This is a genomic window from Paracoccus sp. SSJ, assembly GCF_030234105.1.
Classification (GTDB): domain Bacteria; phylum Pseudomonadota; class Alphaproteobacteria; order Rhodobacterales; family Rhodobacteraceae; genus Paracoccus; species Paracoccus denitrificans.
Window position 1 is genome coordinate 44,042 of record NZ_JASSPE010000018.1, and the last position, 17,631, is coordinate 61,672.

The window sequence follows — 17,631 nt, forward strand, 5'->3', positions numbered from 1 at the left end:
GCGGGCTGCTTGGCGCGCGGTTCCTGGCTTGATAGAACAGTCGCGCGGCGAATGCGAGACGCCCGCATGATCGAAACCATCCCCGACCGGAGCCGAAAGACCAGCCCATGCGCCTGACCTGCCCCCGCTGCGCAGCCCAATACGAGATTGCGGAATCCGCCATTCCCGCCTCGGGGCGCGAGGTCGAATGCTCGGCCTGTGGCCATGTCTGGCGCCAGCCAAGGCCCGGAAAATCCGCCTTGCCGCCCGAAGCCGGCCCGCGGGACCCCCATGCCCCCGAGGCACGCCCGGTGCTGAACCGGCCGCTGGACGAATCGGTGCTGGCCATCCTGCGCGAAGAGGCCGCCCGGGAATTGCGCGCCCGCCAGACGGAAATGCGCCCGCCCACCGCCGATCACAATCCCGCGAAGCCGGTGGCCGAAGTGCCGCAGGACATGCCGGATGCAGCCCGGCCGGAACACAGCGCAGCGGAAAACGGGACAGAGGCCGAGCCGCTGGTCGACTGGCCCGCCGTGACCGTGACCGAGGCCGGCCACGCCTCCTTGCCCGACAAGACTTCCGTTGAAAGACCTGCTGAGGCTCCTACTGAGACCCAGGCCGCTCCCCTGCCCGAAAGCCCGGGCGCAGCCGATCCGGCCCTTGACCCTGCACCGCAGGATCGGCCCCAGCCGGTAGCGGCCCCCGTCCTGCCCGATGCCGAGGAACTGGCCGCCACCCTTACCCGCTCGGTCACGCCGCAGCCCGATGCGGCAGCCCAGGCCGAAGAACCGCCCTCGCCCGCCGCATCGCTGATCCGGCCCGCCGCGCCGGAAGCCGGATCCGGCCAACCCGCCGAAACCGGCAGCCTGCGCGAAGCACCCGTCCCCGCCATCGTGCCGGTGCGACGCGATAGGACGGGCTATGCCACGGGTTTCGGCCTTGCCGCCATGCTGGCGCTGGGGGTGGTGGCGCTCTATGCGCTGGCGCCGCAGATCCCGGCCGATGAAGGCGGCAACTGGCTTGCCGGATTGCGCCAGCACATCGATCATGGCCGGCTCTGGCTGCACGACCGCATCCTGGGCGAATAGCACGTTTCGGCCCTGCTGACGTGACGCGGCACCCCATGCAGGCCGGTTCGACGCCGGCCGCGGACCTTCCTGCGACGGTTCAGAAATTCTCCAGAAGCCGGCCCAGATAGTCGCGCTCGTCGCGCGGCCGCTCGCGCTCGCCGGTGCGGCGGCGGATCTCGTCCTGCAATTCCCGGGCCTTGCGCGAGGGATCGCCCCCCTCAGCGAGCGGATCGCCCGAGGTGATCGAGCCGCCGTCGCCCGACAGCGCCCGGCCCAACGGATCGGTCTGCGGCCGGCGGTCGTAGGGTTGCGCCAGCCCGCGCTGGCCGCGCGGATCGCCCGAGGGGCCCTCGGGACCGTCCTGCTGCCCGCCCTGCTGCGGCTCGCCGTCCTGCCCCTGCTGCCGGTCCTGCGCCATCATGTCGCCAAGCGCGCGCATCCCCTCGCGCATGGATTGGATGGCCTGGGCCTGGCGCTCCATCGCGCCGGCGGCGTCACCCTCACGCAGGGACTGCTCGGCATCCTCCATGGCACGGCCGGCCTCGTCCAACTGGCGACGCGCCTCCTCGCCCTGCGGCGTGCCGCGGCCGGGCAGCAACCCGCGCTGCCGGCCCAGATCCTCGCGCAACTCGCGCTGGCGGTCGGCGAGCTGCTGGTTGTCCTGGCTGCCCTGCCCTTCCTGGCCCTGCTGCCACTGGCCGTATTGGTCCTGCATCTGGCGCATGGCCTCGTCGGCCAGCTTCTGCTGGTCGCGAAGGGTCTCGGCCAGCCGGTTCATCGGACGCTGGCGGCCGCCCTCGCCCCCTTCGGATTGCGTCACCCGCAGGTTCTGCATCATGCGGTTGAACTGCTCCAGCAGTTCCTGGGCCTCGGCCATGCGGCCCTCGTTCATCAGGCGCTGGATCTCGTCCATCATCTGCTGGATCTGGTCGCCGGTGATCTGCTGGCGGCTCTGGGCCGAGCGGTCGAAACGCTGGGCCGGATCCTCGCCCTGCTGCTGGGCCAGCATGTCCAGATAATCGTCGGTGGCCTGCTTCAGCTCGTCCATCAGCCGCTGGATCTCGTCAGGGCTGGCGCCGTTGCGGATCGCCTCGGACAGCCGCTCCTGGGCCTGCTGCATCCGCTCCAGAGCATCGGCCAGGCCGCCATCCTCCAGCGCGACGGCCGCGTCCCACAGCAATTGCGCCAGCTTGTTGCGCGCCTCCTCGCTCAGATTGCCGGCTTCCAGCGTGCCGACGGCACCCCGCAGGCCGTGATAAAGCTCCTCCTCCATGAAGCCGTCGGGCTGCCAGCTCGCCGCGCGCAGAACCTGGGCGCTGCGGGCAGCGTTTTCGCGCGACCACAACAGGTCGCGCCGCACCTCGATCAGCGCCGCCGCCAATGGATCGAAGAAGCGCCGCCCCGGCAGCACCATGCGCATGGGGGCCGAGACACCCTGCTGCTCGATCCCGTCCTCGACCTGCAGCGAGATGGTCACCGGCAGGTTGGCCCAGGGGTGGCGCGCCAGGTCGCCCACCAGCCGGCCGCGGACCTGCTTGCGGCTGCCGGTCGCGGGCAGCGGCAGGTCCAGCGCCACCGTCTCGCGCGGCTCGGGGTCGGGCGCCAGGCCAAAGCGGCGGTCCACCGCATCCAGGTCCAGCATGATGACCGCCTGCCCCCCCGCAATGCCGTTGTCGTCGCTGGCGGTGAATTCCTGCACCAGCCGGCCGTCGGCTCGCCGCTCGGGCGCCTTGCCCGGTGCGACGACCGGCGCCGCATCGGGCAGCACGGTCACGTCGAAACGCCGCCCGGCGACCTCGACGACCCCGTCGCGCTCGGCCATGAACTCCGGCGCCGAAGGCTCGCCGCCCGGCAGCGCAGCACCGATGTCCTGCACGATCCCGGCGCCTTCGCCATAAAGCCGGAAGCTCAGCTTCGAGCCCTTGGGAAGTTCCAGCCCCTGCCCCTCTGGCAGGGCGTTCAGGTAAAGCGTCGGACGCCGGGTATAGGCGGGCGGCTCGGCCCAGCCCTCCCATGAGGGGCCGGCCTCGCCCCCCGGACGCACCTCGGGCATGGGCCGGAAGGTTGCGCCCAAGGCGGCGATGCCCTGCCCCAGTTGCCCCGTGGGCGCAAAGATCAGCGCCATGACCAGCGCCACCATGCCGACCAGCCGCAGCGCGACCGGATCGCGCCAGCGCAGCCGCGCATCGGGGGCGACCGGCCGCGCGGCCGAGGCCACCGCCTGCATCCGCGCCAGATGCGCCCGCCACAGCGCGGCCGCACCGCCGTCCCCGGCACCCACGGCCACCTGATCGCGCAGCGCCGAAAGCGGCCGCCCCGGCAGGGTCAGATCGACCCGCGACCGCGCCGCCTCGGCCGAAGGCCGCCGGAATCGCCGCAATCCCCAGGCCAAGGCCGACAGCACGGCCAGCACCACCGCCGCCATGCTCCAGAACAGCACGCGCGAGGACAGCAGATCGGTCACGCCGAAGGCCAGCGCCGCCAGCGCCAGGGCCAGCAGCACGCCCAGCGGCCAGAACGCCGCGGCCAGCGCCTCCCACCACATGCCGGCGCGGGTCAGCCAGACCGCCCGGCGAATCCGGCGTGGCTCATCCCGATCCACGATCACGCCCCTTCATTTTCCGTTTGGGAAATACCCCACGGGGGCCCGGGGGTGTGAAACCCCCGGTCGCAACGGCGCGGGAATGAGCGTTCAGAGCCATTCCGGGATGGTATCGCGTCCCAGCATTTCCTCAAGCGTCGGTCGCGCCCGAATGACGGCGAATTGATCGCCGCTGACCAGAACCTCGGGCACCAACGGCCGGGAATTGTATTCCGAGGCCATCACCGCGCCATAGGCCCCGGCCGAGCGCAACGCCACCAGATCGCCGGGGCCCAATGCCGGCAGCTCGACCGCCTTCTGGAAGGTGTCGCCGGTCTCGCAGACCGGGCCGACCACGTCATGCGGCGCGACCTCGGCCCCCGGCGCCGCCTCGCGCACCGGGACGATGTCGTGATGCGCGGAATACATCGCCGGCCGGATCAGATCGTTCATCGCCGCGTCGAGGATCAGGAAATCCCGCCCCTCACCCTGTTTCAGATAGATCACCGAGGAAAGCAGGATCCCGGCATTGCCGGCGATGTTGCGCCCCGGCTCGATCTCGATCTCGCAGCCCAGGTCGCCCACGGCATCGCGGATCACCTGGCCGTATTCGATGGGCAGGGGCGGCGCATTGTTGTCGCGCCGATAGGGAATGCCCAGGCCGCCGCCCATGTCGAGCCGGGTGATCCGGTGCCCGTCGGCGCGCAGCGCGCGGGTCAGTTCGGCCATCTTGGCATAGGCTTGGCGATAGGGCTCCAGGTCGGTCAGCTGGCTGCCGATATGCATGTCGATGCCGACCACCTTGATCCCGGGCAGGCGCGCGGCATGGGCATAGACCTCGCGCGCCCGCGCGATGGGGATGCCGAACTTGTTCTCGGACTTGCCCGTGGCGATCTTCTCATGCGTCCTGGCGTCCACGTCCGGGTTCACCCGCACGGCGATCGGCGCCTCGACCCCCATGGACGAGGCGACGCGCGACAGCAGCTCCAGCTCGGGCTCGGATTCGACGTTGAACTGGCGGATGCCGCCTTCCAGCGCCATGCGCATCTCGGGTTCGAGCTTGCCGACGCCCGAGAAAACGATCCGCTCGCCCGGCACGCCCGCCGCCCTGGCGCGCGCATATTCCCCGCCCGAGACGATATCCATGCCCGCGCCCAGGTCGCCCAGAAGCTTCAGCACCGCGATGTTCGAATTCGCCTTGACCGCAAAGCAGACCAGGTGATCGGTCCACGCCAGCGCCTGCTGGAACAGCTTGAAATGCCGGGTCAGCGTGGCGGCGGAATAGACATAGACCGGGGTGCCGACCTCGGCCGCGATGCGGGCCAGCGGCACCTCCTCGGCATGCAGCCAGCCATCGACATAGTTGAAGTGATCCATCAGGTGATCCTGCGAGAGCGGATGAACAGATATAGCGGCAGCGCAAAGCCGATCCCCAGCGCCAGCCCCGGCAGCGTCAGCAGTGCCGCCCAGTTGCGGCGCAGCATGGTCTCGATCAGGCACCACAGCGCCAGCGTGGCCTGCGCCACCAGTTCGGACCCGCCGGCGCCTTGCCAAAGCGCCTCGCCCCGCCACAACGCCACGACAAGGCCGACCAGGGCAAGCCCGGCCCAGGCCAGCCGCAGCGGCGTCAGCTCAGAGCTGCGTGATGACACCGAAACGCGCCTCTCCGCTGATATGCACGCCGGGTTCGCGCACGGTCTCGCGGGCGGGCTCGGGACGGGTCGGGGCGCCATCGACGCCACAGGCGGCCAGGGTCGCCAGGATCAGCGCGAAAGCGGCCAAAAGCAGATGCTGCGTCATGCGGATTTCTCCTCCAGTTTCTCTTTCCAGCGGGCGATCTGGGCGCGGACCTGCGCCGGAGCGGTGCCGCCATAGCTCATGCGCGAGGCGACCGAGTTATGCACGCCCAGCACGCCATAGACATCCGCGGTGATCGCCGGGTTGACCGATTGCATCTGTTCCAGCGTCAGGTCCGGCAGGTCGATGCCCGCCTGCTCGGCCATGGCGACCAGCGCGCCGGTCGCATGATGGGCGTCGCGGAAGGGCAGCCCGGCCTCGCGCACCAGCCAGTCGGCCAGGTCGGTCGCGGTCGAGAAGCCCGAGCCCGCCGCCGCCTCCAGCCGCTCGCGATTCGCGGTCAGGTCGGTGAGCATCCCCGTCATCGCAGCAAGCGCCAGCATCAGGTTGTCGCTCGCGTCGAAGACCTGCTCCTTGTCCTCCTGCATGTCCTTGGAATAGGCCAAGGGCAGGCCCTTCATCACCACGAACAGCGCCACCGCCGCGCCCAGGATGCGGCCGATCTTGGCGCGGATCAGCTCGGCGGCGTCGGGGTTCTTCTTCTGCGGCATGATCGACGAGCCGGTCGAGAATCGATCCGACATGGTCACGAACCGGAACTGGGCCGAGGACCAGATCACCAGTTCCTCGGCCAGCCGCGACAGGTGGACGGCGCAGATCGCGGCGCTCGACAGGTATTCCAGCGCGAAATCCCGGTCGCTGACCGCGTCGAGGCTGTTCGCCATCGGCCGCTCGAAGCCCAGCGCCCGGGCCGTCGCCTCGCGGTCGATGGGAAAGCCGGTGCCGGCCAGGGCGGCGGCGCCCAGGGGCGATTCGTTCATGCGCCTGCGCGCGTCCCGGAAACGCGACAGGTCGCGGCCGAACATCTCGACATAGGCCATCATGTGATGGCCCCAGGTCACCGGCTGCGCGGTTTGCAGATGTGTAAAGCCCGGCATGACCCAATCCGCGCCCTTCTCGGCCTGCGACAAGGCGGCGCGGATCAGGGCGTCCAGCCCGGCGATGGCGGCGTCGCACTGGTCGCGCACCCAAAGCCGGAAATCGGTCGCCACCTGGTCGTTGCGCGAGCGCGCCGTATGCAGGCGCCCCGCCGGCTCGCCGATGATCTCCTTCAGCCGCGATTCCACATTCATGTGGATGTCTTCCAGCGCAGTCGAAAAGGGAAAGTCGCCCTTCTCGATCTCTGACAAGACCGTGAGCAGCCCTTCCCCGATCGCCTCGGCATCGCTAGTGCTGATGATGCCTTGTGCGGCGAGCATCGCGGCATGGGCGCGGCTGCCCCGGATGTCCTGGGCATAGAGCCGCTGGTCGAAGCCGATCGAGGCGTTGATCGCCTCCATGATCGCGTCCGGGCCTGCGGCGAAACGTCCGCCCCACATCTGGTTGGCGGTGGTGGGCTGCTCGGTCATGACTTGTCCTTCGGGGGGTGGAATGCGTTGGCTGGTTCTTTATACGGCGCTGCTGATCGGTGCAAATGCGGGTTTCGGCCCGGCAATTGCCGTGGAAATCGACTGGCAGGCCGCCCATGACGGCGGGCTGGCCAAGCTGGCGCCGACCGATCCGACCCCGGTGCCCGCAACCGCCTTCACCGACCCCGAGGGCGGCACGCACAGCCTGGCCGACTGGCAGGGCAAGGTGGTGCTGCTGAACTTCTGGGCGACCTGGTGCGCCCCCTGCCGCGAGGAAATGCCCTCGCTCGACGCGCTGCAGGCCGAGATGGGCGGCGAGGATTTCGAGGTCGTGGCCATCGCCGCCGGCCACAACCCGCCCCCGGCGGTCAGGAAGTTCCTCGACGAAGAAGGCATCACCCACCTGCCCGTGCATCTCGACCCGCGCCAGCAACTGGCGCGCGAGATGGGGGTCATGGGCATGCCGGTGACCGTGCTGATCGACCGCGAGGGCAACGAGATCGCCCGGCTGATCGGCGGCGCCGACTGGTCCTCGGAGGCGGCCAAGGAACTGGTCAGGCAGGCGACAGCGCCTTGACGCGGGCGTGGGCCGGGCAATGGGTCATGTGGTCGTTGACCAGCCCGCAGGCCTGCATGAAGGCATAGGTGATCACCGGGCCGCAGAAGTTGAAGCCGCGCTTTTTCAACGCCTTGGCCATGGCTTCGGATGCCGGGGTCTTGGCCGGAACCTGGTTCATGCTGGCGAACTCGTTCTGGATCGGCCGGCCGCCGACAAAGGACCAGATGAAGGGCGAAAACCCCTCGCCCCCCTCGATCTCCAGGAACAGCCGGGCGCCCTTGACGGTGGCCTCGATCTTGCCGCGATGGCGGACGATGCCCGGGTTTTGCAGGGCACGCGCGATCTCGGCCTCGCCCCAGGCCGCGACGCGCTCGGGCTCGAACCCCTCAAAGGTCTCGCGAAAGGCATCGCGCTTGCGCAGGATGGTGATCCAGCTGAGGCCGGCCTGAAAGCCGTCCAGCACCAGCTTTTCCCAAAGCGCGCGCGCATCGTATTCCGGCACGCCCCATTCCTGGTCGTGATAGGCGACATAAAGCGGGTCGGAGCCGCACCAGGCGCAGCGTTCGGTCATATCGGGCAAGGGTCGGTTAACCTCGAGTCGAGAAAGCGGGTCCAGTTTACGCGATGTTAGAACATGATCGCCAGAGTGCCGCCAGTGACAGGAGGCTTGGCATGACCGACAATATCGATTCGCGACTGGAAATGGGCTCTCCGCTGGATTTCGCCGTCGATCGGCAGTCGCGGGTGACGATGACCGCGGTCCGGGGCGCGGTATCGCGCGGCAACGCAGTGCTGGCCTATCAGCCGGTGGTGCAGGCGGATCGCCCCGACCACGCCGCCTTCCACGAAGGACTGATCCGAATCATCGACGAAACCGGGCGCATCGTGCCGCTGCGCGACTTTCTTCCGCTGGCCGAGACCACCGAGCTGGGCCGGCAGATCGACTGCCTTTCGCTGTCGCTGGGCCTGAAATCGCTGGCCGAGGAACCCTCGCTCAGGCTTTCGATCAACATGTCGGCGCGTTCGATCGGCTATCCGGCCTGGCTGCGCATCCTGCGCGAAGGCATCGCCGCGGACGATAGCATCGCCGAGCGGCTGATCCTGGAAATCACCGAAAGCTCGGCCATGGGCATGCCCGACCTGGTGGGGCGTTTCATGCAGGAGTTGCAGGCCCAGGGCGTCAGCTTCGCGCTGGACGACTTCGGCGCGGGCTATACCTCGTTCCGCTATCTGCGCGATTTCTGCTTCGACATGATCAAGATCGACGGCCAGTTCGTCCGCGACATCGCCACCCAGCGCGACAACCAGGTGCTGGCGCGGGCCCTGCAATCCATCGCGCATCATTTCGACATGTTCACGGTGGCGGAATCGGTCGAGACGGCGGATGACGCCGCGTTCCTGATCGACATGGGAATCGACTGCCTGCAAGGCTATTATTTCGGCGCGCCGACCATCATGCCGCCGTGGAAATCGCCCAGTTCGGCTGCCCGGCGCGGCTGAGCACGTCTCGCCCGGCGGTAGAATCGCCTCGGCCTTTCCGGCGGCCATGCCCGATACCGCCCCGCGGCAATATCGCGGTAACCCGGGAATTGCCCGACCGACCGACCGGCCTGCGCAAGCCCATGCGCAAACCCCATGGCTGCACCCGCGATCCGGGGCGTCGCACCGTCAAGTCCGCTTGACCTCGGGTAACGAAACGGCAAACAGTCGTCCTGTAACCGATACTTTCGGACATCTGGGAAGGAGCCCCGCCATGACCAAAGCCGTAATCGTCTCTGCCGCCCGCACACCCGTCGGAAGCTTCCTGGGATCCTTTGCGAACCTGCCGGCGCATGAGCTGGGCGCCATCGTCCTGAAAGCCCTCGTCGAGCGGGCCGGCATCGATCCTTCCGAAGTGTCCGAAACCATCCTGGGCCAGGTGCTGACCGCCGGCCAGGGCCAGAACCCCGGCCGCCAGGCGCATATCAAGGCGGGCTATCCGCAGGAATCGGCCGCCTGGGTGATCAACCAGGTCTGCGGCTCGGGCCTGCGCTCGGTGGCGCTGGCTGCGCAGCAGGTGCTCTTGGGCGATGCCACCGTGGTCGCGGCGGGCGGCCAGGAATCCATGTCGCTGGCACCCCATGCCGCCTATATCCGCTCGGGGCAGAAGATGGGCGACATGAAGATGCTCGACACCATGATCAAGGACGGGCTCTGGGACGCCTTCCACGACTATCACATGGGCACCACGGCCGAGAACGTCGCCGGGAAATGGGGCATCACCCGGGCCGAGCAGGACGAATTCGCGGTCGCCTCGCAGAACAAGGCCGAGGCCGCGCAGAAGGCCGGGAAGTTCGCCGACGAGATCGTGCCGGTCACGATCAAGGGCCGCAAGGGCGACACCGTGGTCGATGCCGACGAATATGTCCGCCACGGCGCCACGCTGGAGGCGATGGAAAAGCTGCGCCCCGCCTTCAGCAAGGACGGCACGGTCACCGCCGCCAACGCCTCGGGCCTGAACGACGGCGCCGCCGCCGTGCTGGTGATGACCGAGGACGAGGCCGCCCGCCGCGGCCTGACCCCGCTGGCCCGCATCGCCTCCTATGCGACCGCCGGCGTCGATCCGCAGATCATGGGCTCGGGCCCGATCCCGGCCAGCCGCAGGGCGCTGGAAAAGGCCGGCTGGTCGGTGGGCGACCTGAACCTGGTCGAGGCGAACGAAGCCTTTGCCGCCCAGGCCATCGCCGTCAACCGCGACATGGGCTGGGACCCCTCGATCGTGAACGTGAACGGCGGCGCCATCGCAATCGGCCATCCGATCGGCGCCTCGGGCTGCCGCATCCTGAACACGCTGCTGTTCGAAATGCAGCGCCGCGACGCGAAAAAGGGCCTTGCCACGCTGTGCATCGGCGGCGGCATGGGCGTCGCCCTGTGCCTTGAACGCCCCTGATCGAAAAAGGTGCGCGCAACTATCTTGCGCGCACTCGCCCGGTTCGGTAACACAATTTCAAGACCATTTTCAGAGGGGGACGAGAAATGGCAAAAGTGGCCCTTGTGACCGGCGGCTCGCGCGGCATCGGCGCAGCGATCTCGAAGGCGCTGAAAGAGGCAGGCTACACCGTCGCGGCGAACTATGCCGGCAACGACGATGCAGCCCGCGCCTTTACCGAGGAAACCGGCATCAAGACCTATAAATGGTCGGTGGCGGATTACGACGCCTGCGCGGCGGGCATCAAGCAGGTCGAGGAGGAACTGGGCCCCATCGCCGTGCTGGTCAACAATGCCGGCATCACCCGCGACGCGATGTTCCACAAGATGACGCCGCAGCAGTGGAAAGAGGTGATCGACACCAACCTGACCGGGCTTTTCAACATGACCCATCCGGTCTGGTCCGGCATGCGCGACCGCAAATACGGCCGCATCGTCAACATCAGCTCGATCAATGGCCAGAAGGGCCAGGCCGGCCAGGCGAACTATTCGGCGGCCAAGGCAGGCGATCTGGGCTTCACCAAGGCGCTGGCCCAGGAAGGCGCGCGCGCCGGCATCACCGTGAACGCGATCTGCCCGGGCTATATCGGCACCGAGATGGTCCGCGCCATCGACGAGAAGGTGCTGAACGAACGCATCATCCCCCAGATCCCGGTCGGCCGCCTGGGCGAGCCCGAAGAGATCGCGCGTTGCGTCGTCTTCCTGGCCTCGGACGATGCCGGCTTCATCACCGGATCGACCATCAGCGCGAACGGCGGCCAGTTCTTCGTCTGATCCGCCACCCCTGACATGCAACGGCCCGCGAGATCTCGCGGGCCGTTTCTCATTCCATGGGTTGGCCTTCGGGCGGGACGGGCCCGCCCGCGTCGCAGTCAATGCGACAGGCGCGTGATCTCTTCCTTGAGGCGAAGTTTTTCCTTCTTCATCTGGGCGATGGTGAGGTCATCCGTGCCGGGGCTGCGATGTGCGGCCTCGATGGCGCTCGAAAGTGACTGATGTTTACGGCGAAGCTCCTGCACATGGGATTCAACCGACATTCCGTCCTCCTCTTGGATTGATCGAACCAAGGGATTGCAGCACAGATTTGTCATATTGTCACCGAAAATTCGGGGGCCCGAGCGAAAGTGCCGCACCCCCGCGCAAAACCGCCTGCGCGGCTTCTGTCAGGTCCTCCTGATCGGCCGAATGTGACGGTTTTGCATGCATGACGAAGGGGGATAGCAGGCGCAGCGGCGCCCGCGCACCCTTGCGGGCGCAGACGATGACGCGACCCGCTTCGCGCCCTTCGCGCGCTGTCACTGGCAGGATTGTGATCGCTCCGGCCGGGTCCGAAAGCGCGGCCAGAATCGCCGCCAGCCGGTCGGCGCGCTGGATCAGCGTGATCCAGCCGCCCGGCCGCAACCGGCGCAGCCCGGCCTCGATCCACAGCGGCAGCGGGGTCACCTCGTGCCGGGCGCGGCCACGCCCCTCATCGGGCGCCGGCGAGCCGCCGATGAAATAGGGCGGATTGGCGATGACGTGGTCGAAGCCCTGTTCGCGCAGGGCGGCAGGCATCCGGGCCAGATCGCCCTGATGCAGTTCCGCCGCGATCGCATTGGTCGCGGCATTCTGCCGCGCCAGTTCGGCATAGGAGGGTTGCAGTTCCAGCCCCGCCAGCCGCAGGCCCGGCACCCGCGCGCCCAGGCAAAGCATCGCCACCCCTGCCCCGCAGCCCAGTTCCAGCACCGATTCACCCGTCCGTGCCGGGCAGGCGGCGGCCAGCATCACCGCATCGGCCCCGGCGCGATAGCCGCGCGCGGGCTGGAGGATGCGCAGGCGGCCGCCGAGGAATCCGTCCTCGCGCAGCTCAGTCATGATGGATGCGATTGTCCCGCAGGATGGCCCGCGCCATGAACAGGTCGCGATCCGCCACCATCAGCCGGCGCGGCAGGATGCCCAACGAGCCTTCCAGCACGCTCATGTGCTGGTCCAGCGGAAAGGACTGGATGCCCTCGGCCGCCAGCAGGTCGGCGGCGCGGGTGATGAGAAGCGGGTCAGTGGTGCGTAGAAGCTCTTTCATGGCACGGGAAAGTTACGCGGCTGTTGCGCATGTGTCCATGGCATGGCAATGGCTTGCGGCGAAAGGGGATCGCTGATGGGCATGAACGAAAACGTCTCCAAGCCGCTCGACCGGCTGTCGGCCGAACTCGCCGGGGATATGGACCGGGTCAACGCGCTGATCCGCGAACGCATGGCCAGCCGCCACGCCCCCCGCATTCCCGAGGTCACCGCGCATCTGGTCGAGGCCGGCGGCAAGCGGCTGCGGCCGATGCTGGTGCTGGCCGCCGCGCGGCTTTGCGGCTATGCGGGCGAAAGCCACATCCTGCTGGCCGCGGCGGTCGAGTTCATCCATACCGCGACGCTCTTGCATGACGACGTGGTCGATGAAAGCCAGCAGCGGCGCGGCCGGCCGACGGCCAACCTGCTATGGGACAACAAGTCCAGCGTGCTGGTCGGCGATTACCTGTTCGCACGCAGCTTCCAGTTGATGGCGGACACGGAAAGCATGCAGGTCATGCGCATCCTGGCCAATGCCAGCGCCACCATCGCCGAGGGCGAGGTGCTGCAGCTGACCGCCGCGCAGGATGTCTCGACCACCGAGGACACCTATATCCAGATCGTGCGCGGCAAGACGGCGGCGCTGTTCTCGGCCGCGACCGAGGCGGGGGCGGTAGTGGCCGGCGCCGACCCGGCGGTGCAGCGGGCGCTGTTCGACTATGGCGACGCCTTGGGGATCGCCTTCCAGATCGTGGACGACCTGCTGGATTACGGCGGCTCGACCAGCACCATCGGCAAGATGGTCGGCGACGATTTCCGAGAGCGCAAGCTGACGCTGCCGGTGATCAAGGCCATCGCCCGCGCCGATGAGGTCGAGCGCGCCTTCTGGGAACGGACCATCGGCCAGGGCCAGCAGGACGAAGCCGACCTGGCCACCGCGCTGGAGATCCTGCGCCGCCGCGAGGCGCTGGAGGCCGCCCGCGCCGATGCCATCGCCTGGGCCCAGCGCGCCAAGGCGGCGCTGCAAGCCGCACCCGACCAGCCCTTGCGCAGGATCCTGGCGGATCTGGCGGATTTCGTCGTCTCGCGCCTGTCCTGATCGCCAAGCCCCGCGCAACGCCAGGCCCCACCTAACGAAAAAGCCCGGCGCAAAGCCGGGCTTTTCCTTTGCCTGAAGCTCTGCCTCAGTTGTTATAGGCGCTCTCGCCATGGGTGGTGACGTCCAGGCCCTGCCGCTCGTCATTGCCCGAGACGCGCAGGCCGATCACCGCCTTGACGATCATCAGCGCGATGAACGAGACCACGGCCGACCAGGTCACCGCGACGATCACGCCCAGCGTCTGGGTCATCACCTGCCCGGCAATGTCGTAGCCGGCCACGACCGATTCGGTCGCATAGTCGTAGAGGCCCGAGCCACCCAGCGACGGCGCCGCGAAGACGCCGGTCAGGATGGCGCCGACGATGCCGCCGATGCCGTGGATGCCGAACACGTCCAGGCTTTCGTCCACGCCCAGCTTGGCCTTCAGGCTGACGACGAACCACATGCACAGGAAGCCGGCGGCCAGACCGATGACGATGGCACCCATCGGACCGACGAAACCGGCGGCGGGCGTGATGCCGACAAGACCGGCGATGGCCCCCGAGACCCCGCCCAGAAGCGAGGGATGGCCGCGGAACAGCCACTCGCCAAAGGCCCAGGCCAGCGCGGCGGCGGCGGTGGCGACGGTGGTGTTCAGGATCGCCATGGCGGCGGTGCCGGTGGCTTCCATGTTCGAGCCGGCGTTGAAGCCGAACCAGCCGATCCACAGCAGGCAGCCGCCCAGGAAGGTAAAGGGCAGGTTATGCGGCGCCATCAGTTCCTTGCCGTAGCCAAGGCGCGGGCCGACGACCAGCGCGGCGACCAGGCCGGCGACGCCGGCGTTGATATGGATGACCGTGCCGCCGGCAAAGTCCAGGTCGCCGTGGCCGAACAGGAAGCCGCCGGGCGCGTCGAAGGCGCTGGGGCCGCCCCACCACCAGACCATATGCGCCATCGGCAGATAGGAGAAGAAGAACCAGATCACCACGAAGGCCAGCACGGCGGCGAATTTCATCCGCTCGACCGTGGCGCCGACGATCAGCGCCGGCGCGATGCAGGCGAAGGCCATCTGGAAGATGATGAAGACATATTCCGGCACATAGACATTGGTGGTGAAGGTCTCGGCCAGCGACGAGCTGTCGACGCCCGCCAGGAACGCCTTGGAGAAGCCGCCGATGAAGGGCGTGAGCCAGGTCGCCTCCTCGGCCGAACCGGCGCCGGTGAAGGCCAGCGAATAGCCGAAGCAGACCCACAGGATCGACATGATGCAGAAGATGGTAAAGACCTGCATCAGCACCGAAAGCATGTTCCTGGCGCGCACCAGCCCGCCATAGAACAGCGCCAGCCCCGGGATGGACATGGCCATGACCAGGATGGCCGAAATCATCATCCAGGTCGTGTCGCCCTTGTCGACGATGGGCGCAACAGCCTCGACGACGGCTTCGACGGTTGCCGCCGGGGCTTCGGCATCCTGCGCCAGGACCGGCATCGCCAGCCCGATCAGCGGGAGGGCGAGCGCCGGGATCATGGGTTTGATCGCGGTAGGTCTCATCATGTTTCCTGCACCTTCTTTCTGCGTTGCAGCAGTTCCATGTCCCGGCCAGAAAACCCGCCGCCCCCGCCCGGGCACAAGGTTTGTGCAGCTTTCGGCCGAGCCCGCCCCTCGTCTGCCCGAAATAAGGGCAGCGATGCCGGGCTTTGCGCCATGTCGCGGCAGTTCACTGATAGGTCATCTGTGTTCTCAAGCCCCGGGGTTTGCTGTATGTTGCGCGCCAACGGGCCGGAGCAATCGGCCGGGCAGGAAAGCAGGCATGAAGAAACCGACCGGCACGGGCCGCATTGTCGCGGACAAGCGCAATTTCGACCAAGCCCCTCAGAAAAGGCAGAAACAATCCGGCGGAGCGCCCGGCAAGCCGCCCCGGCGACCGCGGCGCGGCAATGTCGTGACCCGGGGAATCGCGGGATTCGTCTCGCTGGTCTGGCGGGTGATCTGGGGTTCGGTCTGGCGGCTGGGGCTGACGGTGGCGCTGATTCTCTTTGCCGCCAGCTTCTATTACTACACGACGCTGCCCGAACCTTCGGCGCTTTTCGACGGCCGTGCCCGCGGTTCGGTCACCATGCTGGACGCCGAGGGCCGGGTTTTCGCCTGGCGCGGCGAAACTTTCGGCATGGTCAGCGCCGACAAGATCGCGCCGGTGCTAAAGGATGCGGTGGTCGCGACCGAGGACAAGCGCTTCTATCGCCACCTGGGCGTGGACCCGCGCGGCATCGCCAGCGCCGTCAAGATCAACATGGCAGCCGGCCGCGGCCCGCTGGAGGGCAACGGCGGCTCGACCATCACCCAGCAGGTGGCCAAGCTCCTGTGCCTGGGCGAGACCTTCGACCCGATCCGCTGGAAATCCGAGGCCGATTTCGAGGCGGAATGCCGCAAGTCCTCGATCTGGCGCAAGGTCAAGGAAGTGCCCTATGCGCTGGCGATGGAGGCGAAATACTCCAAGCAGGACATCCTGAACATCTATATGAACCGCTCCTATCTGGGTGCGGGCGCGCGCGGCTTCGAGGCGGCGGCGCAGCGCTATTTCGACAAGTCGGCGGCCGATGTGAACGCCGCCGAGGCCGCGATGCTGGCCGGCCTGCTCAAGGCGCCCAGCTATTTCGCGCCGACCTCGAACCTGCAGCGCGCGCAGGACCGGGCCACGGTGATCCTGGGGCTGATGCATGAGCAGGGCTATCTGGACGACAAGCAATTCGCCGAGGCCAAGACGCAGCCGGCGGCGCTGTCCAGGGCGGCAGCGGCACGGGCGGGCGGCTATTTCGCCGATTGGGTGATGGAATCCGGCCCCGGCTTCCTGACCAGCGAGACGACCGAGGATGTCACCATCACCACCACGTTCGACCAGCGCGTGCAGCGCGCCGCCGAACGGGCGCTGAAGCGCATCTTCGACGAGAAGGTCGCGCCCGGCTCCAAGGCGCAGGCAGCGGTGGTGGTGATGTCGCCGGACGGCGCGGTGCGGGCGATGATCGGCGGGCGCGACAATACCGCGACCGGCACCTTCAACCGCGCCACCCAGGCCAAGCGGCAGACCGGCTCCAGCTTCAAGCCCTTCGTCTATGCCGCCGCGCTGGACCAGGGCTACAGCCCGAACGACACGGTGCTGGACGCGCCGCTGACCATCAACGTGCGCGGCTCGGGGCCGTGGTCGCCGCAGAACTACACCCGCCGCTATTCGGGCGAGGTGACGCTGACCCGCGCGCTGTCGCAATCGCTGAACACCGCGACGATCCGCCTGCAAGAGATCGCCGGCCGCGACGCGGTGCGCCGCGTGGCGCAGGATTTCGGCTTTGCCAGCGACCTGGCCAGCGGCCCCTCGCTGGGGCTGGGCGTGTCGGAATCGACGCTGCTGGCCATGACCGGCGCCTATGCCGGCATCCGCAACGGCGGCACCGCCGTCAGCCCCTACGGTCTGGTCGAATTGCGCATCAAGGGCGACGATCAGGCGCTGATCGGCCAGGCGGGCGGCATGGGCCAGCGCGTGATCTCGCAAAAGGCGGCCGGAGAGTTGATCGGCATGATGCAGCAGGTGATCGAGCGCGGCACCGGCACCCGCGCGAAACTGTCGGGTCGTCCGGCGGCGGGCAAGACCGGCACCACCTCCAGCTATCGCGACGCCTGGTTCATCGGTTTCACCGGGCAATACGTCACCGGCGTCTGGATGGGCTACGACGACAACACGCCGCTCAAGGGCGTGACCGGCGGCGGGCTGCCGGCCGAGATCTGGCAGGCCGTGATGGCCGAGATCCACGACGGCCTGCCGGTCGAGACGCTGGGCAATTTCGCCTTCGACCCCGACAGCGCCGTGCCGCAGGTGGTCAGCACCGGCGGCGATGGCGCGGCCGATCCGCTGGCCGCCGCGCTTTCCGAGGCGCTCGGCCAACCCTCGCCGCAGGGCCAGGGCCAGGCACAGCCCGCGCCCACCGAGGGGCAGTCCCTGCCCGATCCAGGCGTGCAGACGCCCGGCGGCCCGCCCGCCTTCCCGGCCGAGACCGTGACCAGCGGGCCCGAGGCCGAGATGCCGCCGCCCGACGCCGACGATGCGCTGACCCAAGCGTTGCGAGGCATCGAAGGGGTCTATCAGCAATAGAACAAGGCCGGT

General features: G+C 68.2%; 17 protein-coding genes. 7 read left to right on the plus strand and 10 right to left on the minus strand.

All coding sequences use genetic code 11. From position 1 onward, the window contains the following. The first annotated feature begins 107 nt into the window (after window positions 1-107). Entirely contained in the window at window positions 108-1,067 is a 960-nt protein-coding gene (locus QPR87_RS17975; protein ID WP_285050677.1) for a zinc-ribbon domain-containing protein, read from the plus strand. 79 nt (window positions 1,068-1,146) lie between these two features. Here the strand turns inward: QPR87_RS17975 and QPR87_RS17980 are convergent, their stop codons facing one another. The 5 genes from QPR87_RS17980 to argH all read right to left on the minus strand — a co-directional run bounded on the left by QPR87_RS17980 (window position 1,147) and on the right by argH (window position 6,836). Further along, window positions 1,147-3,651 carry a DUF4175 domain-containing protein gene (locus QPR87_RS17980; RefSeq protein WP_285050678.1) on the minus strand — a complete coding sequence of 835 codons (2,505 nt, stop codon included), beginning with the start codon at window positions 3,649-3,651 and terminating at the stop codon, window positions 1,147-1,149. 90 nt (window positions 3,652-3,741) lie between these two features. Continuing rightward, window positions 3,742-5,007 carry a diaminopimelate decarboxylase gene (gene lysA, locus QPR87_RS17985; RefSeq protein WP_104493597.1) on the minus strand — a complete coding sequence of 422 codons (1,266 nt, stop codon included), beginning with the start codon at window positions 5,005-5,007 and terminating at the stop codon, window positions 3,742-3,744. Next, a complete protein-coding gene (locus QPR87_RS17990; protein ID WP_104493598.1) occupies window positions 5,007-5,282 on the minus strand; it encodes a DUF2834 domain-containing protein in 276 nt (91 codons plus the stop codon). The genes lysA and QPR87_RS17990 overlap by 1 nt, the downstream gene beginning before the upstream one ends. Next, window positions 5,263-5,430 (minus strand): hypothetical protein, encoded by a 168-nt coding sequence (locus QPR87_RS17995; RefSeq protein ID WP_199766707.1) that lies wholly within the window; start codon window positions 5,428-5,430, stop codon window positions 5,263-5,265. The genes QPR87_RS17990 and QPR87_RS17995 overlap by 20 nt, the downstream gene beginning before the upstream one ends. Next, window positions 5,427-6,836: an argininosuccinate lyase gene (argH, locus tag QPR87_RS18000; RefSeq protein WP_230999255.1), complete on the minus strand. Its 1,410-nt coding sequence runs from the start codon at window positions 6,834-6,836 to the stop codon at window positions 5,427-5,429. Before argH ends, QPR87_RS17995 begins: the two co-directional genes overlap by 4 nt. 22 nt (window positions 6,837-6,858) lie before the next feature. Here argH and QPR87_RS18005 point away from each other — a divergent pair, with 22 nt between their 5' ends. Beyond that, complete coding sequence (locus tag QPR87_RS18005; RefSeq protein ID WP_041529924.1) at window positions 6,859-7,413, plus strand: TlpA disulfide reductase family protein; 555 nt, start codon at window positions 6,859-6,861, stop codon at window positions 7,411-7,413. On the opposite strand, the gene QPR87_RS18010 is transcribed toward QPR87_RS18005, so the two are convergent. After that, window positions 7,391-7,966: a DNA-3-methyladenine glycosylase I gene (locus QPR87_RS18010; RefSeq protein ID WP_199766708.1), complete on the minus strand. Its 576-nt coding sequence runs from the start codon at window positions 7,964-7,966 to the stop codon at window positions 7,391-7,393. The genes QPR87_RS18005 and QPR87_RS18010 overlap by 23 nt on opposite strands. A 101-nt stretch (window positions 7,967-8,067) precedes the next feature. Between QPR87_RS18010 and QPR87_RS18015 the strand changes: the two genes are divergently transcribed. From QPR87_RS18015 to QPR87_RS18025, 3 genes are all read left to right on the plus strand, one after another. Beyond that, window positions 8,068-8,895 (plus strand): EAL domain-containing protein, encoded by an 828-nt coding sequence (locus tag QPR87_RS18015; protein WP_011748314.1) that lies wholly within the window; start codon window positions 8,068-8,070, stop codon window positions 8,893-8,895. A gap of 253 nt (window positions 8,896-9,148) precedes the next feature. Continuing rightward, window positions 9,149-10,324 carry an acetyl-CoA C-acetyltransferase gene (locus tag QPR87_RS18020; RefSeq protein WP_011748315.1) on the plus strand — a complete coding sequence of 392 codons (1,176 nt, stop codon included), beginning with the start codon at window positions 9,149-9,151 and terminating at the stop codon, window positions 10,322-10,324. 86 nt (window positions 10,325-10,410) lie between these two features. Further along, window positions 10,411-11,136 (plus strand): beta-ketoacyl-ACP reductase, encoded by a 726-nt coding sequence (locus QPR87_RS18025; RefSeq protein WP_011748316.1) that lies wholly within the window; start codon window positions 10,411-10,413, stop codon window positions 11,134-11,136. Window positions 11,137-11,234: 98 nt separating this feature from the next. Here the strand turns inward: QPR87_RS18025 and QPR87_RS18030 are convergent, their stop codons facing one another. From QPR87_RS18030 to QPR87_RS18040, 3 genes are read right to left on the minus strand one after another with little or no spacing between them, the layout of a single operon-like run. Further along, the gene (locus QPR87_RS18030) at window positions 11,235-11,399 is read right to left on the minus strand and encodes a YdcH family protein (RefSeq protein ID WP_074810587.1); all 165 of its coding nucleotides are present in this window, start codon (window positions 11,397-11,399) and stop codon (window positions 11,235-11,237) included. A gap of 58 nt (window positions 11,400-11,457) precedes the next feature. Beyond that, window positions 11,458-12,216 carry a tRNA1(Val) (adenine(37)-N6)-methyltransferase gene (locus QPR87_RS18035; protein WP_285050679.1) on the minus strand — a complete coding sequence of 253 codons (759 nt, stop codon included), beginning with the start codon at window positions 12,214-12,216 and terminating at the stop codon, window positions 11,458-11,460. Beyond that, complete coding sequence (locus QPR87_RS18040; RefSeq protein ID WP_010398258.1) at window positions 12,209-12,421, minus strand: putative signal transducing protein; 213 nt, start codon at window positions 12,419-12,421, stop codon at window positions 12,209-12,211. Before QPR87_RS18040 ends, QPR87_RS18035 begins: the two co-directional genes overlap by 8 nt. Before the next feature lie 75 nt (window positions 12,422-12,496). Here QPR87_RS18040 and QPR87_RS18045 point away from each other — a divergent pair, with 75 nt between their 5' ends. Continuing rightward, window positions 12,497-13,498: a polyprenyl synthetase family protein gene (locus QPR87_RS18045; RefSeq protein ID WP_285050680.1), complete on the plus strand. Its 1,002-nt coding sequence runs from the start codon at window positions 12,497-12,499 to the stop codon at window positions 13,496-13,498. 85 nt (window positions 13,499-13,583) lie between these two features. Here QPR87_RS18045 and QPR87_RS18050 read toward each other — a convergent pair whose 3' ends face one another. Further along, window positions 13,584-15,032 (minus strand): ammonium transporter, encoded by a 1,449-nt coding sequence (locus tag QPR87_RS18050; protein ID WP_230999260.1) that lies wholly within the window; start codon window positions 15,030-15,032, stop codon window positions 13,584-13,586. A 256-nt stretch (window positions 15,033-15,288) separates the two neighbouring features. Between QPR87_RS18050 and QPR87_RS18055 the strand changes: the two genes are divergently transcribed. Then, window positions 15,289-17,619 (plus strand): transglycosylase domain-containing protein, encoded by a 2,331-nt coding sequence (locus tag QPR87_RS18055; protein WP_285050681.1) that lies wholly within the window; start codon window positions 15,289-15,291, stop codon window positions 17,617-17,619. The last annotated feature ends 12 nt before the right edge of the window (window positions 17,620-17,631 follow it).

What these genes read in the sequence shown, in the direction of transcription:
- lysA (WP_104493597.1), bottom strand. Translation starts at nt 5,007, where the DNA reads ATGGATCACTTCAACTATGTCGATGGCTGGCTGCATGCCGAGGAGGTG.
- QPR87_RS18040 (WP_010398258.1), bottom strand. Translation starts at nt 12,421, where the DNA reads ATGAAAGAGCTTCTACGCACCACTGACCCGCTTCTCATCACCCGCGCC.
- QPR87_RS18025 (WP_011748316.1), top strand. Translation starts at nt 10,411, where the DNA reads ATGGCAAAAGTGGCCCTTGTGACCGGCGGCTCGCGCGGCATCGGCGCA.
- QPR87_RS18045 (WP_285050680.1), top strand. Translation starts at nt 12,497, where the DNA reads ATGGGCATGAACGAAAACGTCTCCAAGCCGCTCGACCGGCTGTCGGCC.
- QPR87_RS17995 (WP_199766707.1), bottom strand. Translation starts at nt 5,430, where the DNA reads ATGACGCAGCATCTGCTTTTGGCCGCTTTCGCGCTGATCCTGGCGACC.
- argH (WP_230999255.1), bottom strand. Translation starts at nt 6,836, where the DNA reads ATGACCGAGCAGCCCACCACCGCCAACCAGATGTGGGGCGGACGTTTC.
- QPR87_RS18035 (WP_285050679.1), bottom strand. Translation starts at nt 12,216, where the DNA reads ATGACTGAGCTGCGCGAGGACGGATTCCTCGGCGGCCGCCTGCGCATC.
- QPR87_RS17975 (WP_285050677.1), top strand. Translation starts at nt 108, where the DNA reads ATGCGCCTGACCTGCCCCCGCTGCGCAGCCCAATACGAGATTGCGGAA.
- QPR87_RS18050 (WP_230999260.1), bottom strand. Translation starts at nt 15,032, where the DNA reads ATGATGAGACCTACCGCGATCAAACCCATGATCCCGGCGCTCGCCCTC.
- QPR87_RS18015 (WP_011748314.1), top strand. Translation starts at nt 8,068, where the DNA reads ATGACCGACAATATCGATTCGCGACTGGAAATGGGCTCTCCGCTGGAT.
- QPR87_RS18030 (WP_074810587.1), bottom strand. Translation starts at nt 11,399, where the DNA reads ATGTCGGTTGAATCCCATGTGCAGGAGCTTCGCCGTAAACATCAGTCA.
- QPR87_RS18055 (WP_285050681.1), top strand. Translation starts at nt 15,289, where the DNA reads ATGAAGAAACCGACCGGCACGGGCCGCATTGTCGCGGACAAGCGCAAT.
- QPR87_RS18010 (WP_199766708.1), bottom strand. Translation starts at nt 7,966, where the DNA reads ATGACCGAACGCTGCGCCTGGTGCGGCTCCGACCCGCTTTATGTCGCC.
- QPR87_RS18020 (WP_011748315.1), top strand. Translation starts at nt 9,149, where the DNA reads ATGACCAAAGCCGTAATCGTCTCTGCCGCCCGCACACCCGTCGGAAGC.
- QPR87_RS18005 (WP_041529924.1), top strand. Translation starts at nt 6,859, where the DNA reads ATGCGTTGGCTGGTTCTTTATACGGCGCTGCTGATCGGTGCAAATGCG.